This is a genomic window from Sphingobacterium sp. BIGb0165, from assembly GCF_024810095.1.
In the GTDB taxonomy this organism is placed as follows: Bacteria; Bacteroidota; Bacteroidia; order Sphingobacteriales; family Sphingobacteriaceae; genus Sphingobacterium; species Sphingobacterium detergens.
Genome location: NZ_JANUEB010000001.1, coordinates 615,459 through 633,793, shown reverse-complemented (window position 1 = coordinate 633,793; position 18,335 = coordinate 615,459). Strand labels below are relative to the sequence as shown.

14 protein-coding genes are annotated in these 18,335 nt (G+C 40.1%); 9 read left to right on the top strand and 5 right to left on the bottom strand.

Annotated features, from left to right (window positions below):
* Positions 1-74 precede the first annotated feature (74 nt).
* The gene (locus tag M2408_RS02705) at positions 75-2,996 is read right to left on the bottom strand and encodes an FAD-binding and (Fe-S)-binding domain-containing protein (protein WP_259179025.1); all 2,922 of its coding nucleotides are present in this window, start codon (positions 2,994-2,996) and stop codon (positions 75-77) included.
* Between the two features lie 212 nt (positions 2,997-3,208).
* On the opposite strand from M2408_RS02705, the gene M2408_RS02700 reads away from it, so the two are divergent.
* The 6 genes from M2408_RS02700 (at position 3,209) to M2408_RS02675 (ending at position 8,682) form a co-directional block, all read left to right on the top strand.
* Complete coding sequence (locus M2408_RS02700; RefSeq protein WP_120257842.1) at positions 3,209-3,712, top strand: FUSC family protein; 504 nt, start codon at positions 3,209-3,211, stop codon at positions 3,710-3,712.
* 182 nt (positions 3,713-3,894) lie between these two features.
* Positions 3,895-4,368 carry an Lrp/AsnC family transcriptional regulator gene (locus M2408_RS02695; protein ID WP_223585270.1) on the top strand — a complete coding sequence of 158 codons (474 nt, stop codon included), beginning with the start codon at positions 3,895-3,897 and terminating at the stop codon, positions 4,366-4,368.
* A gap of 19 nt (positions 4,369-4,387) precedes the next feature.
* On the top strand, positions 4,388-5,455 hold the full coding sequence (locus M2408_RS02690) for an EamA family transporter (RefSeq protein WP_259179021.1): 1,068 nt from the start codon (positions 4,388-4,390) through the stop codon (positions 5,453-5,455).
* A 155-nt stretch (positions 5,456-5,610) separates the two neighbouring features.
* Complete coding sequence (locus M2408_RS02685) at positions 5,611-6,372, top strand: 5'-nucleotidase C-terminal domain-containing protein (RefSeq protein ID WP_259179019.1); 762 nt, start codon at positions 5,611-5,613, stop codon at positions 6,370-6,372.
* Positions 6,350-7,309, top strand: a complete 960-nt coding sequence (locus M2408_RS02680; protein WP_259179017.1) for a bifunctional UDP-sugar hydrolase/5'-nucleotidase — start codon at positions 6,350-6,352, stop codon at positions 7,307-7,309. The genes M2408_RS02685 and M2408_RS02680 overlap by 23 nt, the downstream gene beginning before the upstream one ends.
* A gap of 155 nt (positions 7,310-7,464) precedes the next feature.
* A complete protein-coding gene (locus M2408_RS02675; RefSeq protein WP_259179015.1) occupies positions 7,465-8,682 on the top strand; it encodes an MFS transporter in 1,218 nt (405 codons plus the stop codon).
* Between the two features lie 65 nt (positions 8,683-8,747).
* On the opposite strand, the gene M2408_RS02670 is transcribed toward M2408_RS02675, so the two are convergent.
* From M2408_RS02670 to M2408_RS02655, 4 genes are all read right to left on the bottom strand, one after another.
* Positions 8,748-10,751, bottom strand: a complete 2,004-nt coding sequence (locus tag M2408_RS02670) for a M13 family metallopeptidase (protein WP_259179013.1) — start codon at positions 10,749-10,751, stop codon at positions 8,748-8,750.
* 105 nt (positions 10,752-10,856) lie between these two features.
* Positions 10,857-11,066 carry a hypothetical protein gene (locus tag M2408_RS02665; RefSeq protein ID WP_259179011.1) on the bottom strand — a complete coding sequence of 70 codons (210 nt, stop codon included), beginning with the start codon at positions 11,064-11,066 and terminating at the stop codon, positions 10,857-10,859.
* A gap of 67 nt (positions 11,067-11,133) precedes the next feature.
* Entirely contained in the window at positions 11,134-12,078 is a 945-nt protein-coding gene (gene metA, locus M2408_RS02660) for a homoserine O-succinyltransferase (RefSeq protein WP_259179007.1), read from the bottom strand.
* A 114-nt stretch (positions 12,079-12,192) separates the two neighbouring features.
* Positions 12,193-12,726: a TlpA disulfide reductase family protein gene (locus M2408_RS02655; protein WP_259179005.1), complete on the bottom strand. Its 534-nt coding sequence runs from the start codon at positions 12,724-12,726 to the stop codon at positions 12,193-12,195.
* Between the two features lie 376 nt (positions 12,727-13,102).
* Between M2408_RS02655 and acnA the strand changes: the two genes are divergently transcribed.
* The 3 genes from acnA (at position 13,103) to M2408_RS02640 (ending at position 18,312) form a co-directional block, all read left to right on the top strand.
* Entirely contained in the window at positions 13,103-15,871 is a 2,769-nt protein-coding gene (acnA, locus tag M2408_RS02650; protein WP_259179004.1) for an aconitate hydratase AcnA, read from the top strand.
* Positions 15,872-16,149: 278 nt separating this feature from the next.
* Entirely contained in the window at positions 16,150-16,716 is a 567-nt protein-coding gene (locus M2408_RS02645) for a pentapeptide repeat-containing protein (protein WP_259179002.1), read from the top strand.
* A gap of 210 nt (positions 16,717-16,926) precedes the next feature.
* On the top strand, positions 16,927-18,312 hold the full coding sequence (locus M2408_RS02640) for a WG repeat-containing protein (protein WP_259179001.1): 1,386 nt from the start codon (positions 16,927-16,929) through the stop codon (positions 18,310-18,312).
* The last annotated feature ends 23 nt before the right edge of the window (positions 18,313-18,335 follow it).

Sequence of the window (18,335 nt, the reverse complement as noted above, 5' to 3'; positions counted from 1 at the left end):
TAATCATTGAAATATTGTTCCTATAATATTACTACTATTACTGATAACAAACAACTATTCGCAATGTTTTTATTTTATTTCAATAAAGCGTCGTATAAAATTTCAACGGGGTGAAAAGATTTTCTTCCGGCACCATCTTTAATCTGATGTCGGCACGAAGTACCCGCAGCAGCAATTAGAGTCGCAGTATCTGTGTTACGTACAGCTGGTAATAAAACCAGTTCGGCCACTTTCATTGAGACATCATAGTGTTCGGCTTCATAACCAAACGAACCTGCCATACCACAGCAACCCGACGGAATCACTTCAACGGAATAATTGGATGGGAACGCTAAGACTTGCTGGGTAACGCCTACCAGATGAAAAGCTTTCTGATAGCAATGTCCATGCAGTTTGATGTTCTTTTCCACAGCTGTAAACTGCTCCTGATGAATACGGCCCGCCTCGATTTCCGCCAATAGAAATTCGTCAATCATAAGTGCATTTTTAGCCACCAACTGTGCATCAGTACGAAGATTTTCATCAACCAGACTTAAATATTCATCTCTAAATGTAATGATGCCAGATGGCTCAATACCCAACAACGGTGTTTCGTCGGTAATCAGACCTTTTAGGAAATTAATGTTTTGATTGGCAATCTTTTTTGCTTCTTTGACAAATCCTTTGGAGAGATATGTCCGTCCGCTTTGTACATGTTTTGGAATAATCACTTCATAGCCCAATGCCGTTAGTAGCTTGTAAGCTGTAATACCAATCTCAGCATCGTTATATTCTGTAAACTCGTCTGAGAATAGATAGACCCTGCGTTTATTCTGTGGTGTTATCGTTTGCTTCCTGACCCATTGGCTCAAGGTCGTTCCATTCACCGTAGGAAGAGAGCGTTTTGGTGCAAACCCTACGGTTTTCTTTACCAAACCAGATAAAAAGTCATTCTTCACAACAAAATTATAGATTGGAGCGACGAGCGATCCCAGTTTCTGGGAATCAGTAAAATTCGCGATCAATTTGGCCCTAAAGCCGGCCCCATGTTCATCGTAATAATGTTGTAAAAACTCTGCTTTCATCTTGGCAACATCCACACTCGATGGACATTCCGTTTTACAGCCTTTGCAACTCAAACATAGATCCATCACTTCCTTGATTTCCTCATGGTCAAAGCGATTTTTTTTCGTGGAGTTGGTCAAAAATTGACGCAACATATTCGCTCGTGCACGCGTTGTATCCTTCTCATCCCGTGTCGCCATAAAAGATGGACACATCGTCCCGCCGGTAATTTCTGTTTTCCGGCAATCACCCGAGCCCGAACATTTTTCAGCCAAACGGAGAATGGATTCATCTTTGGAAAAATCAAAATAGGTTTTTATATCCGTCCTATTTTTGTCATTGTCATAACGCAAATGGGCATCCATTGGTGGAGTATTGACAATCTTATTTGCATTAAAAATTCCTACGGGGTCGAAGATTACCTTTACTTCCTCCAGAAGTTTATAAACCTTTTCTCCTAGTACTTTACCAATAAATTCTCCCCTCAAACGTCCGTCACCATGCTCCCCACTCAACGATCCATTATACTTTAACACAAGGTCACTTGTTTTTTCCAATATGGAGCGGAAAGTCCGCTTACCTTCTTCTGTTTTCAAATTGACAAAAGGCTCGATATGTAGTTCACCCGCTCCAGCATGTGCATAGTAAGATGCATGCACCCCCTCTTCAACCAAAAGTTTCTGGATATCACTAACATAGGCCGGAAGATCCTCCGGAGAAACCGCACAATCTTCGATTAAATTGACAGGTTGGCTGTCCCCAGGAAGATTACGGATAAGCCCCAGTCCAGCTTTTCGAACATCCCAGACAAGATTAGTCTGCTCGACTCCAATAATATAAGGATAGGCATAGCCCAAACCTTTCTCAATCAGTTCTGCCTTTAAAGCCATCGCCTTGGCCTCGGTCTCCACAGCAGTATGACCTCTAAATTCTACGATCAACAGTGCCTGGGGATCACCCTCAATAAAAAAGCGATTGTATTTATAAGTCGGATGCCCGACCGTAAAATCCATGATATATTTATCGACCAGCTCAGATGCCTCAGGCTGATGATTCAACGCAATTACATTTCCATGCATACATTCAACCATATCAGCAAAATGAACACATAATAGTCCAAGTTCCTGCGGTGGTAAATCCATCAAGTGAAGCTTTGCCTCCGTTACAATCGCCAAAGTTCCCTCCGAACCCGCCAAAAGGTTACACATATTAAACGGTTGCGTGCGGTCACTCAAAATATCCAAGGCATATCCAGTATTTCGTCGCGTAATCGAACGCTTGGGGTAGCCTGTTTCAATCGCCGCCAAATTTTGAGGATCCGTCAACAAATCATTCATGTGACGGTAGATATCCCCTTCACGATCTGCTTGTAAAAGTTTTTTGAAATAACTTGCCTCATCTAGCGAAGCAAAGCTTACCTCCGATTTATCGTCTAAAAGTACATTTGCCGCAATTAGATTATGACGGGTATCGCCCCAAACAATGGAATGGAGACCCGAGGAATTATTTCCGATCATACCACCAACCATGGCCCGACTTGCCGTGGATGTCTCCGGACCAAACATTAGCCCAAAAGGCTTCAGGTAACTATTCAGATCATCACGAATCACTCCGGGTTGTAGCCGCACCCATTTCTCCTCCACATTCAATTCCAGTATGCGGTTAAAATGACGGGATATATCCATAATGATACCATTTCCGACAACCTGTCCTGCCAACGATGTACCAGCCGTACGGGGAATTAAGGTTGTTTGGTTTGCTCGGGCAAAATCAATCAAATTCTTTATATCGTTTATATCAGATGGAATGGCCACCGCCAACGGTTTTTCCTGGTACACCGAAGCATCTGTTGAGTAGGCAAGTAACATGGTTTGATGCGATGCCTCATCTGTATAATACAACTCCCCCTTAAGTTGAGTTGCCAATAAGGCTAACTGATTCTGATCTTTCACTGAATTTGCTTTTTTGTATAGAAAACAAATTTAGTCAAATTTCTCCTTTGGAAAAAGGAAGAATTGCAAGAAATACACAATTTCTTTTAACAAAACGCATAAAAACGCAATCACAAAATGCAATAAACCGGAATTTTATTTCGCATCTTCATCAATTGCTTGTATTTTTGCAGCAGCAACACGGTTTAATGAATTAACATCCGCTCTGTTATATGCGTAATCTTATCCTTCGATACACATTACATTCAGATTTTATTATATATTCGATACGGGTACTAGTAGGATTTTTACTAGGCTACATCCTATTCGTGTCCTTTCCGGAATACTCTGTTTCCTGGACACTTATTTCAATTATCCTAGTGATATCCCCGCAGGAAAATGAGTCCAAAAAAATTGCCATTGACCGTGCAAAATCCAATTTCATTGGCTCTGCCATCGGTCTCAGCTTATACTTCGTACCGATTCCGCAGCTATATGCGATGATTATCGGAATGCTTGCCTCCCTCATCATCTGCAAAGCACTGAATATTATGGCTGTGGCCCGCACATCTATGGTGGCTTTAATTATTGTCTACTTACATGAGCAGGAAAGTCGTTCTTATTTTGCAGCCCTCGACCGTTTCGGTTGTGTTTGCGTGGGATGTTTGATCGGCTTAGGTGTCATCCTATCTACCCGGAATATTATTATTAAGTTGAGAAATCGGTATAATTGTTGAACATCGTAAACTGTAGACCACCTGCAACTCTCTTTCAACCAACAAATTAAAGCAAACAAAGAAAATCAACAAGAACACCAATCGAATAAAATTCACAACATTAACCATTCTTTCAGAATAATATTCATAATTAATACTAATATTTTGAATATTATACTTTTTTCCTTACCTTTGCAGTCGAAATGACAAAAGTAGAATATAATTTAGATCAGGTAGATTACAAAATCCTTCGTTTAATGCAGGATAATGGGCGTATCAACAATGCTGATATCGCTAGAGAATTAGGTATGGCTCCTTCAGCAATACTGGAGCGGGTTAAGAAGCTTGAACAGAAAGATGTGATCTTAAAATACAGCGCCAAGATCAATCCAGCGGCTGTTGATCAGAAACTTTTATCATTTATTTTCATCAAATCCAATGATATCATTGGCGAACAACGTGTAGGTCTCGCCCTCGCGGAAATTCCGGAGGTACAAGAAGTACACGACATTGCTGGAGATGACGGTTATCTTATCAAAGTAAGAACGGCAGATTCAACAGGTTTGGTTGATTTAATGCGCAATACACTGGGCAAAGTAGAAGGAATAATTTCTACTCGTACCACAATTGTACTTCAGACGGTAAAAGAAGATCAACAGGTAGTTATACCTGAATAACAGAAAGGAGGTTTTAATTATGTTGCAAGGACACAAAAAAGCTGCAAGCCCTTTAATGGTTGTAGTTGCTTATTTTATTATTTATGTGGTATGGGGCTCAACCTTTTTCTTTATAGAAAAAGCATTGCATAGTTTTCCACCATTTATATTAGGCTCGTTTCGGTTTGTTACTGCAAGTGCCATCCTGATGAGTTATTGTGCCATAAAAGGTTATAAACTGTTTAACAAACGCTCCATATTGGAAGCTGCCTTTGTAGGCTTCTTACTTCTATTTGTGGATATGGCCGGAGTCATCTGGGCCGAACAATATGTTTCTGGTGGGGTAGCCGCGATTATTGCCGCTGCAGCTGCAATCTGGTTTATTTTACTTGACAAACCCAAATGGAAAGAGAATTTTAGCAGTGTCACTACAGTAGCCGGAGTTATGCTTGGATTCGTCGGGGTTGTTATGTTATTTGCAGAACAGATCATGGCTTCCAACGACAATGCCAATGGTAATTTGAAAATCATCGCGCTATGTATTTTGGTATTGGGCTCCATCGCCTGGACGGTAGGTTCATTAGCGTCTAAATACTTCAAAAAATCAGAAGCACAAGAAAAAGAAGATCTGCACGTAATGGTGAAAACAGCCTGGCAGATGGTCACTGCAGGTGTTCTTTTTAATATCACTGCGCTATTCACAGGCGAATACGCATCATTTGAATTAAGTAGTGTCGCTCCTGTCGATTGGTTTAATTTGGCATATTTGATCACATTTGGTTCTATCCTTGCATTTAGCTCCTATATTTGGCTTTTGCAGGTACGCCCAGCGATGGAAGTAAGTACATACGCTTATGTAAATCCGATCATTGCGTTAATATTAAGTCATTTTTTCACTTCACATGCCGTGACTTCCTTACAGATTGTAGGTTTGGCAGTTATTTTGTTCTCTGTTTTACTGATGAACTGGAAGGCTTACCGCACCAAATTGTCAACTAAAAATAAAAACAAAAAGATACTGCAAGGAGGTACATTGGATACTTTACCAAGGCATGATGATCGTCAATCAACTATAGATGATCTTCCCGAAGCAGAATTAGTTCACTAGGTTGTTATTTTTCTAATTATATGATAAAGCTTAACGTAGATCTATGTTAAGCTTTTATTGTTTTTATCATTTTAGCAAAATTAGACCAGGAGGAATAAGATTTCTTCATATTTAATTGGCTAACTTTGCCCCAGTATTTGGTTAAACTAACTATAATGAATATATCAAAGCAAATTGCCTTTATTGGTAGTTTTGGAGTCGCTTCGCTTTTGATGGTCACAGGTTGCTCAAAGCAACTCCACCCTACACAAAAGGACTTCAAACAATACCATATCAACAAGGATGTACAAGCAGATCCTACCGTCGTTTCCATCTATGAGCCATTCAAGCAAAAAATGGAAACTGAAATGAACCGCGTTATCGGACATGCCGATAAGGCGTTGACAAAAGAGAAGACACCTGAAACATTAATGGGTAATTTCTTTTGTGAAGCTTTGTTGTGGATGAGTGACCATTATGCCCACAATCCCGCCGACCTTGCCTTTGCGACAAAAGGAGGAATTCGCAATGATCTCAAAGCTGGAAATATCACAGTAGGACATATCTTTGAAGTAATGCCCTTTGAAAATACATTGACGATTATTGAACTAAAAGGCAGCCAAATACGCCAGCTTGCTGACTATATCGCGACAACCCATGGCCAGCCTATTGCAGGCATGACCTTAACGATAACTGGCAATAAAGTACAGGATATCAAAATCAAAGGACAGGTAATAGATGACAATAAAACGTACAAACTTGTCACCTATGATTATCTGGCCAATGGTGGCGATAATCTCGTCCTATTGACACAATCGATCGCTAGAACCAACTATCCCCAACGGATGCGTGAAGGTTTGATAGAATATGTAAGTGAATTAACAAAAGCAGGTAAACAAGTAAATGCGGAATTAGATGGAAGAATTAAAATCAATTAATCGGAGAACCTTTATCAAGCAAGCCGGTGGATTTTCTGCAGCACTTGCTTTGGGTTCATTACCTTTTCAGGCGTCGGCAAAAAGTAAAAAGATCAAATTGACCATTTTACATACCAATGATGTACATAGTCGCATTGAGCCTTTTCCAATGGACGGTGGTAAGTACCAGGGACTGGGTGGTGTAGCTCGTCGTAGCACACTGATCAATAAGATCCGTAGCGAGGAAAATAATCTACTATTATTGGATGCAGGTGACATGTTTCAGGGAACGCCGTATTTCAACCTCTTTGGCGGTAAATTAGAGCTTGACCTGATGACCAAATTGCGATATGATGCCGGGACATTTGGCAACCATGAGTTCGATAATGGCCTGGATGGACTCGTGAAATACCTAGACCATGCCAAATTTCCATTTCTGACTGCCAACTATGATTTTAAAGGTACTGTACTTGAAGGAAAAACCCAGGATTATACGATATTTCATAAAGGCGGTATCAAGGTGGGTGTGTTTGGACTAGGGGTTGATATCGAAGGTTTGGTAGATCCCAATAATTACAAAGGGATGAAATATCTGGATCCGATTGAAATATCCAACAAAATTGTTAAAATCCTGAAAGAAAAACATAAGTGTGACCTTATTATCTGTCTTTCACACCTCGGATATCAATATGAGAATGATAAAGTTTCAGATCTGGTTTTGGCAGCCAAAACATCAGATATCGATCTGATCATTGGCGGACACACCCATACTTTTTTAAATGAACCGACCTTGGTCACAAATTTAAAAGGTACACAGACAGTGGTCAACCAGGTTGGTTTTGCAGGCATCAATCTTGGTCGCATTGATTTTATTATGGAACCGGGATCAAACAAAAAGCAGATGATAGCAAGTACCTATCAGGTCAACCCGTCAATAGCAGAATCGCAACTGGCATAATATTATCCCTTTATAATAGATGCCAAATTGACCAAATCAATTTGGCATTTTTTTGACAGAATCCGTTGAAGTTTTTGTGAGCCAAAATCAGCCCTTACCGGAAAGATGGAAACGCTCATAATAAATGACCAGCTTTTAAAAAGCAAACTATTTGCATGAAAAAAATCATATCCATATACTTGGATTCCTTCAAAGGCCTTTCACAGGCCGCATGGCTCTTGGCAGTTGTTATGTTGATCAACAGAATGGGAAGTATGGTCATCCCCTTCCTGGGGCTCTATATGACACAGGTCCTTCATTTTGATATCAAACAAGTTGGGATTGTACTTATGAGCTATGGCATAGGCTCGGTTTGCGGCTCCTACATCGGTGGATGGTTGACAGATCGGATTGGTAGCTTTAAGGTACAATTCGGTAGTTTAGTATTGGCTTCGCCCCTATTTCTATTGATTCCTTTATTTAAAGAGGTTCAATCCCTGTCTATCATGATCTTTACACTAAGTCTAATTTTTGATGCATTTAGACCTGCCAATTCTGTTTCTGTTGCGAGTTACGCTAAACCCGAGAATATTACCAGAGCTTTTTCGCTCAACCGTTTAGCAATTAATCTAGGTTTTTCAATCGGTCCTGCTGCCGCAGGCTTTCTGGCGACGATCTCGTTTAACTGGATATTCTATGGAAATTCCTTTGCAGTGATGTGTGCTGCAGTAATTTTCTTTATCTTCTTTAATAAAAGACAAAAAAGAACAGATGTAAAAGCAAAAAAAGAAGCATTGGCAAACAGCAATATAATCGTAAAACAAAGTCGCAATCCTTATACCGATATTCCCTTTGTATTATTTAATATATTCTGCTGTATTTTCTCGTTCTGCTTTTTCCAGCTAATTACGACCTTACCGATATTTTATCGTGAAGTACATCACCTGGATGATCATCAGATCGGATTTCTACTAGGTTGGAGTGGTTTTGTGATTGTTCTATTGGAGATGTTTGTCGTCCATGTCGCCGAAAAGAGGTTCTCACTGATTAGTACATTGGTGTTTGGTACCACTTTATGCGCCCTCTCCTACGCCATGTTAAATTACATGGGTGGACTAGGCTGGTTATATTTCACATTTTTCATCTTCGGTCTTGGCGAAATGCTGACACTTCCCTTTATGGCGACCGTATCTGTCAATCGTTCTACACCCAAAACTCAGGGAGCATATATGGGTTTCAACTCCCTAGCTTTCTCTGCCGCAAATATCTTTTCACCATTGCTAGGAACTTCTATTGTTGACTCCTTTGGTTTTACAACATTGTGGTGGGCCACAGCACTGACCCTGTCCTTTACAGGACTCGGCTTTTACCTTGTGCTGAAATGGATGCGATAAATAATAAAAGGGACATTTCAAATGAAATGTCCCTTTTATTATTTAAATAAGATCGGTGGATTTTCCTACCAGATCTTAATACGTTTATCTGTAGGGATAAACATTTTATCGCCATCTTTCGTTTCCCAGGCAGCATGGAATGCATCCAAATTAATGATTGGAGCGAACGCCCGGTATTGTGCAGGAGAATGTGGGTCCGTTTTCACCTGATTCACAACAAATTCATCCGTTGTCTTCGTTCTCCAAATGGTAGCCCAAGAAAGGAAGAAACGTTGATTCTGTGTAAAACCATCGATTAAACCAGGATTTCCTTTGTCTTTTAAATACAGCTGTAGCGCATCAAAAGCGACCGAAGAACCACCCAAATCACCAATATTCTCACCTAAAGTGAAACGGCCGTTCACAAAAACTCCCGGAACTGGCTCATAAGCTTCAAATTGTTTGACCAACGCATCCGCTGCGGCTTCAAATTTAGCCTTATCACCATCAGTCCACCAGTTGTTCAGATTTCCATTACCATCGTATTTTGCACCCTGATCATCAAAACCATGAGATAACTCATGTCCTATGACTGCACCGATGCCACCAAAATTAACCGCTGCATCGGCTTTGTAATCATAAAACGGAGGCTGAAGAATTGCTGCCGGAAATACGATTTCGTTAAACAATGGACTATAATAAGCATTGACAGTCTGTGGTGTCATTCCCCATTCAGATTTATCAACTGGCTTACCTTGTTTTGCAAGGTTCTCATAAAAAGCCCACTTGCTGGATGATAAAACATTCGCGTAAAGTGATGTTCCAATATCAAGTTTGCTATAATCCTTCCATTTGTCCGGATAACCGATTTTCACTTTAAACTTCGACAACTTTTCGAGCGCCTTCACTTTTGTATCTGCAGACATCCATGTTAGACCATTGATATGTTGCCCGAATGCTTTTACAAGATAACTTACCAGCTCCTCCGCATCCGCTTTGGCTTTTGGTGGAAAATTCTCTTTTACATATAACTTACCCAAAAGTTCCCCAGCGATAGAATTAACGAATTCTACCCCTCTTTTGTCCAGTGCACGTTGTTCCTTCTGCCCTTTTAACTTACGACCCCAAAAATCAAAAGAAAGATCATTTAATTCCTGCGTTGTATACGAAGCCGCGGTATTTAATAGGTGAAATGTCAAGATATCTTTAATAATCGGAAGGTTCGCCGGATTGAAGATTTTATCTAAATTTTCATAGTATTTTAATTCGGGTACAATAACAGTATCTGCTTTGAATCCTACATCGTTTAGATATTTAGCAATGTCGACGTTTTTTACCATCTTTTTCAAATCAGCAACTGCCACTGGATTATAGCGGCCATTTGCATCACGCGACTGTTCGACAGTTTTTAGATTAGCGGCCAATTCTTTTTCAAATGCAACAATTTTAGGACCTTTTAGATCTCTTGTACGTTGCCCCGATTTGGCATAAAGAGCAGAGATATATTCCGAATAATCCTTTAACGTCTCTTCATTCTTTTGATCCTTAACTTGGTAATAAGAACGACCTAAACCTAGACTTCCACCACCCAAATAAACCGTATTGACATTAGAATTTTTGAGATGTGCATATACATATCCACCAAAGAAAGGGTTTCCTCCGATAGGCGCGACCTCTACCAGGTATTTATAAAGATCGTCAAAATTCTTTATCGCGTTAATTTTTGTCAAATAGGGCTGAACAGGACCTAATCCCAATTTGTCACGTGTCTTCGTATCTACAAAAGACCTGTACAAATCCCCTATTTTCTGGTTATCTGTTCCCTTTGTAAACTGGCCTGATAACGATTCCTGCAACACTTTCAATGTAGCGATGTCTGTATTTTCACGCAACTCATCAAAAGAACCCCAACGTGCCTTATCAGACGGAATTTTAACCGTTTTCATCCATTGACCATTCACAAAATTGTAGAAATCATCCTGCGGACGAACACTTTTATCCATGTAATTTACATTGATTGCATTATTTTGCGCATAGCCGGCCAAAGAACCACATGCCAACAAAGCAGCCAAAAGTATATTTCTCTTCATATAAATTTTAGTTTGTTATGTATCTACACAAACTTAAGAAAAGTTTCGCTATTGTTCCTAACACAAAACATAGTTTTGCAGACAACTGAAATAATATATATTACACTATGTCTGTCTTTTGTTTTGAGTCGATTTACGGAGCAGAAGAAAGAAAACCACCAGGAACAGTGCCACTCCACCCAGCCAAATCCAGGGATTGGCATACCACAACGTGCCATTTGCCTCCTTGAGCTTTTGATTTTCCTCAATCGGCACCTCCGCGTGGAGTATAATAATTGAAAACAGCAAACAAAACAGTAAAGACATTCTTTTCATACGATCTACTTTATATAGATAGAATGCTCCGCCAGCCTATTTTGTTTGCTTAGGATAAAATTTGTGTTCAGTCTTTTTGTCTAATCTCCCCCAGATGAACGACATCTTTTAAATCAAAAGGCGTTTCCTGGTACACAAAATAGTTGAGCCAATTATTAAATAACAAATTAGCATGGCTCGTCCAACGCACCAAAGGTTGATTTTCTGGATTGTCATCTCTATAGTAGTTCGCAGGCATACGAATGGCCTGGCCTTTTTCTAAATCCCTTTTATATTCTTCATCCAAAGTAAATGGCGCATATTCCGAATGGCCGGTTAGGTAAAATTCCCGACCACCGCGGGAGGATGCGATGGCAATACCTGCTTCAGGAGATTCGGAAAGAATTTCTACCCCGCTTTTAGCAAGTAAATCGTCTTTCTCCATGGTTGTATGCCGACTATGAGGAATAAAAAACTCATCATCAAATCCACGAAATAACGGATGTCTTTTGTCGAGAGCAGTATGTTTGAATACACCAAAAAGCTTTTCATCCAACGGTTTTTTCTCCACATCATAAAAATGATACAAGGCCGCCTGCGAAGCCCAACAGATATACAAGCTTGACGTTACATGCGTTCTCGCCCAGTCAAAGATCGTCTGAATTTCATTCCAATAGGTCACCTCTTCAAATCTGACCATCTCAACCGGAGCGCCTGTGATGATCATACCATCGTAGAAGTTTTCCTTCACCTCACTTAGGCTTTTATAAAACATCTCTAAGTGCTCCTCAGGAGTATTTTTTGAAACGTGGGTTTCCAATCGAAGAAACTCCATCTCAACTTGCAAAGGATTATTGGAAAGTAAGCGGATAAAATCGGTCTCCGTTGTAATCTTAAGAGGCATCAGATTGAGGACCAAAACACGTAATGGTCTAATATCCTGCTCATTTGCTCTTAGATCACTCATGACAAAGATATTTTCCTTTTTTAAAAGCTCTATCGCAGGAAGGTTATTAGGAAGTTTGACTGGCATATATAAATTTCTCCTTATACAATTAGCATGCAAAATTAACAAGAAAATGGCAGAATACTAAATGAAACCGCAAATTTAAGTTTGCACCAAATCATAGCCTTTTTCCCTTTCAGATCACTCTTCGGTTAATTGCCTTAGGGCTTTTTGAAACTTCGCCGAGCCAAAGTTCATCCCGCCCACGTGCTTATTGACCAGTTTGCCCGCTTTATCTATGATAATGGTCGTAGGGATACTCGTCGTACTAAGATCTTTTGGTAATGCGGAATTCAGCTGATAGACCGGAAGACTATATTTTCTTTTCTTTAAAAACTTCTCCGAAGACTTCAGGTTGCCGTCAACGTCCACCGATAAAAACACAATTCGGCTATTCCCTTGAAAGTCTTTATAAAGTTTGTCCAAAGAGGGCATTTCTGCTAAACAAGGTGAACACCATATCGCCCAAAAATTGATCAAAACAACTTTACCTTTGAGCTGATTCAACGAAATCACCTTGCCTTTACTGTCTTTAAAACTAACTTCCTCATTTTTGAGTCGCAAGCTAGCATACGTTGTCGGATCATCTCCATACGCATAACCCGATGTGTATGCAAATAATAATAGCAGTAAGATGCTGATCATAATAGATCCGACGCTGTTTTTTCTTCTCATATTGTTTCTTTCATGAAGGACACACAATCAACGTTTATTGTATAAATTGATTGTGTTAATCACTGCACAAACTACAATAAAATTACATTTATTCTAGCATTTTAATTCAATATCCATGTCAGTAAATTGACCAAACTTGATGGTTTAAATACATCCTACGGATCCAATGCAGTCTATGAACACAAGAAAACAACTGTAAAATCAGGACATAATAAACTAAGCATCTGATATTTAAACCTAACAAAAACAAATTGCTAATTTGCCACCACCCCATTTTTTTGGGAAACGATCAATTGAATGCAATGATTTGTCTAAAAGTTATTACAAACAAATTGGCGGCTATGATTATTATATAGTATATAATAAGTAAATCAATATGAGCAAGGAAAAATCAATCCAGGAAATCGAGATCAATGGAAAAGTTTATCAATATAGTTCCCTAAGAAATCTACCGGAGGGTGATATCGAACATCTGCCCTTCAGTATTCGGATTCTCCTGGAAAATGTCTTACGTAACCATGATGGATTTAGTATCACGGATGAGCATATCGGCACATTAATCAATTGGTCTCCTCAGCCTGTCGACAAAGATATTCCATTCAAACCAGCACGCATTCTCATCCAGGACTTTACCGGTGTCCCTGCAGTGGTAGATATGGCTTCTCTACGAGCGGAATTTGTTCGACATGGCAAGGATGGTCAAAAAATTAACCCAGCGATTCCCGTTGATCTGGTTATTGACCACTCCGTACAGGTAGATTATTTTGGCACCGAATATTCCTACGACAAAAATGTAGCATTGGAATATGAACGCAACCGTGAACGGTATGAGCTTCTGAAATGGGCTCAAAAAGGCTTAAAAAATTTCACTGTTGTTCCTCCGGGGATGGGAATCTGCCATCAGGTAAATTTAGAATATCTGGCCAAAGGTGTTATTTCACGTGATAATTGGTTATTTCCCGACACCTTAGTCGGCACGGACTCCCATACCCCTATGGTCAATGGTATTGGTGTCCTGGGCTGGGGTGTTGGCGGTATCGAAGCCGAAGCAGCGATGTTGGGACAACCCATCTTCTTTACCTGTCCGGAGGTTATCGGACTTAAGCTCACAGGTAGTATTCCCGATATCTGTACGGCGACTGATATGGTTCTTTCCATCACAAAAATTCTACGGGATAAGGGTGTTGTCGGAAAATTTGTTGAAGTCTTTGGGGACGGACTAGATACACTGTCCGTCACAGACCGGGCCACCATCTCCAATATGTCACCTGAATTTGGCTGTACGGTCACCTATTTTCCAATAGACGACCGCACACTGGAATACATGCACAGCACCAATAGAACCGAGCAGGAAATCAAGATTGTAGAAGAATACTGTAAACAAAATCTACTCTGGCGCACAGGAAAAGAACAGATCTTATACTCCTCCGTTGTCGAATTTAATCTAAGTACACTCGAGCCCACAGTTTCAGGCCCCAAACGTCCACAGGACAAAATTTTGGTTAAGGACTTAAACAATAAGTTCTCACAGCTACTCGATAGTGAACACCATAGACAATACATCCCGATGCCACAACGCTCCGAATCGGCCTGGTTAGCAGATGGCGGATCGGGTACCGAATTTACTTTTGGGAAAGTACCTGTTGAACATGCTTCACCACATCAAGTCATTTCAGAGTCTATACATGCCGTAAGAATAAAACACAACCATAAGGAATATATTGTTAGCGACGGTAGTATCGCTATTGCTGCAATTACAAGCTGTACGAATACCTCTAATCCAACAGTTATGATCGGGGCTGGTCTATTGGCCAGAAATGCTATTGAACGTGGGTTACGGACAAAATCTTGGGTAAAGACCTCCTTGGCACCAGGCTCAAAAGTAGTCACACAGTACCTTGAACGATCGGGACTCAATGCAGATCTTGACGCACTCAGATTCCACACTGTAGGCTACGGATGTACCTCCTGTATCGGAAATTCAGGTCCGCTCCCACCGCAAATTGCGGAAGCAGTTGAGAAAGGTGAGTTGATTGTCGCCTCAGTATTGTCAGGGAATAGAAACTTTGAAGCACGGGTCCATCCACAGGTAAAAATGAATTTCCTAATGTCTCCCATGCTGGTTGTTGCCTATGCCCTTGTTGGTCGCGTGGACATCAATTTGATGGAAGACCCTCTTGATTATGACCCAAATGGGCAACCCGTTTATTTGAAAGATATCTGGCCAAGTCGTGAAGAAATTACCAAAACAGTCAACGAATGCGTTAAACAATCTGATTTCCAAGAGGTCTACGAAGTTATCTTTGACGGTTCTACGGATTGGCAGGATCTAGCGGTCAATCTTGATCAGAACTATCAATGGGATGACACATCGACATATATCAAAGAATCCCCATTTTTTGAGAACCTACAGGCTGCTCCGGCACCTATTCAGGACATTCAGCATGCAAGAGTCTTACTTTATTTGGGAGACTCAGTCACAACGGACCATATTTCTCCTGCCGGATCTTTTAAAGAAGAGACTGCCGCTGGAAAATACCTCAAGTCTCATCAGGTCAATAAAGAAGACTTCAACTCCTATGGTTCCAGACGCGGTAATCATGAAGTCATGATGCGTGGCACCTTCGCCAATGTGCGGATTAAAAATAAAATTACCGATCAGGAAGGCGGTTTTAGCAGGTATTTCCCGACGAATGAAGTAAAAACAGTATACGATACGGCAATGGAATATCGCAAAACAGATACGCCTTTGATTGTCTTAGCGGGAAAAGAATATGGGTCGGGCTCATCCCGTGACTGGGCAGCCAAAGGCACTTTTCTCCTTGGTGTACGGGCTGTGATTGCCGAAAGTTTTGAACGCATACATCGAAGTAATCTTGTCGGTATGGGCGTAGCTCCACTCGTTTTTATCAATGGAGAAAATGCTGAAACACTCGGACTTGATGGCACTGAAGTCTATACGATCACTGGCTTAGCAAATGCGCTAACACCACATAAACTGCTAGCTGTAAAAGCCGTACACGACAATGGGAAGACAACAACATTTCAAGTCAAAGCGAGACTGGATTCAGCCATAGAAATAGAATACTTCAAGAATGATGGTATCTTACAATATGTACTAAGACAATATTTAAAAAACAATTAGCATTAACCTTGCTGAAGAAGCATGAAATGAACAAATAGAAAAAGGGCGCCATTAGACGGCGCCCCTTTCACAACCTATATAAAAACCTACCAGAGTTCTATTAGACGATTTTCCAGCCACCGCATATACAACGATGGAGCTAGGCCAAAGTTACACCCTTTAACACCTGTTTTCCCTCCCTGAAGTCAGCCATTTTTTATCAACTCCACTTTCATTATCCATGATAAAAATGTATTTTCGCAGGTAATCAATCCCAATATTTACGCAGCAGAAAAATCATGGATGAACTGGTAGAACAGACGATTTCTAAAGTAGGCTTCAATAGCGAATTGCAGCAAATTAAAGAATTTTATAAATGCACGTTTGAATATTGCGATTTCCAAAATGCCGCATTGATGGATCTAATCTTTACAGATTGTGAATTTAAATCCTGTAATTTATCCAACATTAAGCTCAAGGGTACTCAATTGGATCACATCCTTTTTCAGGACTGTAAGATGTTGGGGATACAATTCAACGAATGCAGTTCATTCTCATTCCATATCGAAGTGAAAAATAGCATGCTCGACTATGCTTCTTTTTTTGAACGAAATATGAAGAAATTCAAATTTGAACACTGTTCATTACAGCATGTCGATTTTGAAAAAGCGAACCTTCAACAGGTAATCTTTAAAGATTGCGACTTTCTGCGTGCCCGATTTGAACAATGCAACCTGGAAGGCTGTGATTTTCGTACCTCCATGAATATCCAGCTGGATCCAGAAACAAATCGTATGAAAAAGAGCAAATTTGAATCAGAGCAATTACCCGGTTTGCTCGCCAAATATCAATTGCTGATCGACTGATAAGATTTTATATCATCAGGCTCCAGAAGAAATCTTTAGCAAGAAATTACGAAATAACGGATTTCAGGGATAAAAGAGCCTATTCTAAATCATCATATTTGCCTATCAATTTTAGGTAGATGAAAATATCATGCCCCTACAATAGCGAATATACCTTGCGCATATGAGCACATGATAATTTCCGCACCACTAAAAAGCAAATTTATACAGATGAAAAAAACATTCTTATCATTCGCCGTATTAATGGCTGCCAGTACGGTATCTTTCGCGCAGGTCAATAAGGCATTTAAAATTAGTTATGCTATTGTATTCGCAAACAACAGTGGCGGCACGGAGCAAGAAGGCCCTGTTTCCCTTTATGAAGCATATGTCAGTAACGACAAGATAAAAGTTATATCTTCGGCGGAGGGACAAGAGTCCATTTTTCTTGCGAAAAAGAATGAAGATAAATCAACGATCCTTTATCCCTCCCTATCGAAATACACCGTACACGAAGAGGACGCAACCTCCTTCTCCATAAAATTAGTTGCCGGTCAAACTAAAACCATTGCGGGTTATCCTTGCAAACTGGCACAGATTGAGCTCCCCAATATGGAAGATATCGAAGGTAATACCAACTTGTCCATCTGGTATAGCGAGAAGCTACCTGTTATCTATTGGGAAGGTTTCGATGTCTTCAAAAAAATTCCAGGAGCTGTACTTCAGGTAACCACACCTCTTGGTGTAGATATTGTCGCACAAAGTGTCGCAAACAGTCAGTTAAATGACAATGACTTTATTGTTCCCGAAGACTATGATCAAGTAGAATCTATCTACGAAGAAGGCCAAGAAGGTGAGGAAAGCAATCAAATGGCGGAAAACCTTTACCTATTTGAAGACAGTATCTCTGGTCTTATGGGATTGCAAGATAATGCGCAACAAATCATCGTACCTGCCCAATATCATTACATTACACCATTTGTAGGTGAAATCAGTGTGGTCCAGTTTAAAAATGAGAAATATGGTGCAATCAACCTTGCAGGAAAAGCAGTTATCCCCTTTCAATACGAATATTTAAGCTATGATGATAATTCAGGACAATTTCTATTCGGTCTAAAAGAAAAATATGGGATACTTGACAAGGCAGGTAAAGTCCTTATTCCGGCAAATTACGATATGATCTCCTTTATCAATGGTGGTTACGCTGTTTTTCAACAAAATGAAAAATATGGCATTTTAAATCAAGCTGGAAAAATCACTGTACCGGCTAGCTATAGTTTCATTTCGGAGAATAATGGCACACATTTTATTAGTGTCGAAAATGACAAATACAGTCTCGTTGATATTAAAACAAACAAAACATTGGCTCCAGCTTATGATTTTATTTCAATAACCGAAGAACCGAATCTTTTTCTTGCGAGTAAAGACGGCAAATATGGCTATTTAAATGGTCAGGGAAAAATTGCCATTCCTTTTATCTACAGCGGTGCAACAGCATTTAGCGATGGTGTAGCATCCGTCTCAAAAGAAGGTTCAGATGACGTCATTTTAATCAATACAAAAGGTGAACAGGTTGAATTGGATGCAGCTGCTGAAGCGGTAGCCGAAGAAATCTAAAGCATAACAGGCTATTCAAAAAA

What these genes read in the sequence shown, in the direction of transcription:
- M2408_RS02640 (WP_259179001.1), top strand. Translation starts at nt 16,927, where the DNA reads ATGAAAAAAACATTCTTATCATTCGCCGTATTAATGGCTGCCAGTACG.
- M2408_RS02680 (WP_259179017.1), top strand. Translation starts at nt 6,350, where the DNA reads ATGGAAGAATTAAAATCAATTAATCGGAGAACCTTTATCAAGCAAGCC.
- acnA (WP_259179004.1), top strand. Translation starts at nt 13,103, where the DNA reads ATGAGCAAGGAAAAATCAATCCAGGAAATCGAGATCAATGGAAAAGTT.
- M2408_RS02665 (WP_259179011.1), bottom strand. Translation starts at nt 11,066, where the DNA reads ATGAAAAGAATGTCTTTACTGTTTTGTTTGCTGTTTTCAATTATTATA.
- M2408_RS02645 (WP_259179002.1), top strand. Translation starts at nt 16,150, where the DNA reads ATGGATGAACTGGTAGAACAGACGATTTCTAAAGTAGGCTTCAATAGC.
- metA (WP_259179007.1), bottom strand. Translation starts at nt 12,078, where the DNA reads ATGCCAGTCAAACTTCCTAATAACCTTCCTGCGATAGAGCTTTTAAAA.
- M2408_RS02690 (WP_259179021.1), top strand. Translation starts at nt 4,388, where the DNA reads ATGTTGCAAGGACACAAAAAAGCTGCAAGCCCTTTAATGGTTGTAGTT.
- M2408_RS02685 (WP_259179019.1), top strand. Translation starts at nt 5,611, where the DNA reads ATGAATATATCAAAGCAAATTGCCTTTATTGGTAGTTTTGGAGTCGCT.
- M2408_RS02700 (WP_120257842.1), top strand. Translation starts at nt 3,209, where the DNA reads ATGCGTAATCTTATCCTTCGATACACATTACATTCAGATTTTATTATA.
- M2408_RS02675 (WP_259179015.1), top strand. Translation starts at nt 7,465, where the DNA reads ATGAAAAAAATCATATCCATATACTTGGATTCCTTCAAAGGCCTTTCA.
- M2408_RS02655 (WP_259179005.1), bottom strand. Translation starts at nt 12,726, where the DNA reads ATGAGAAGAAAAAACAGCGTCGGATCTATTATGATCAGCATCTTACTG.
- M2408_RS02670 (WP_259179013.1), bottom strand. Translation starts at nt 10,751, where the DNA reads ATGAAGAGAAATATACTTTTGGCTGCTTTGTTGGCATGTGGTTCTTTG.
- M2408_RS02695 (WP_223585270.1), top strand. Translation starts at nt 3,895, where the DNA reads ATGACAAAAGTAGAATATAATTTAGATCAGGTAGATTACAAAATCCTT.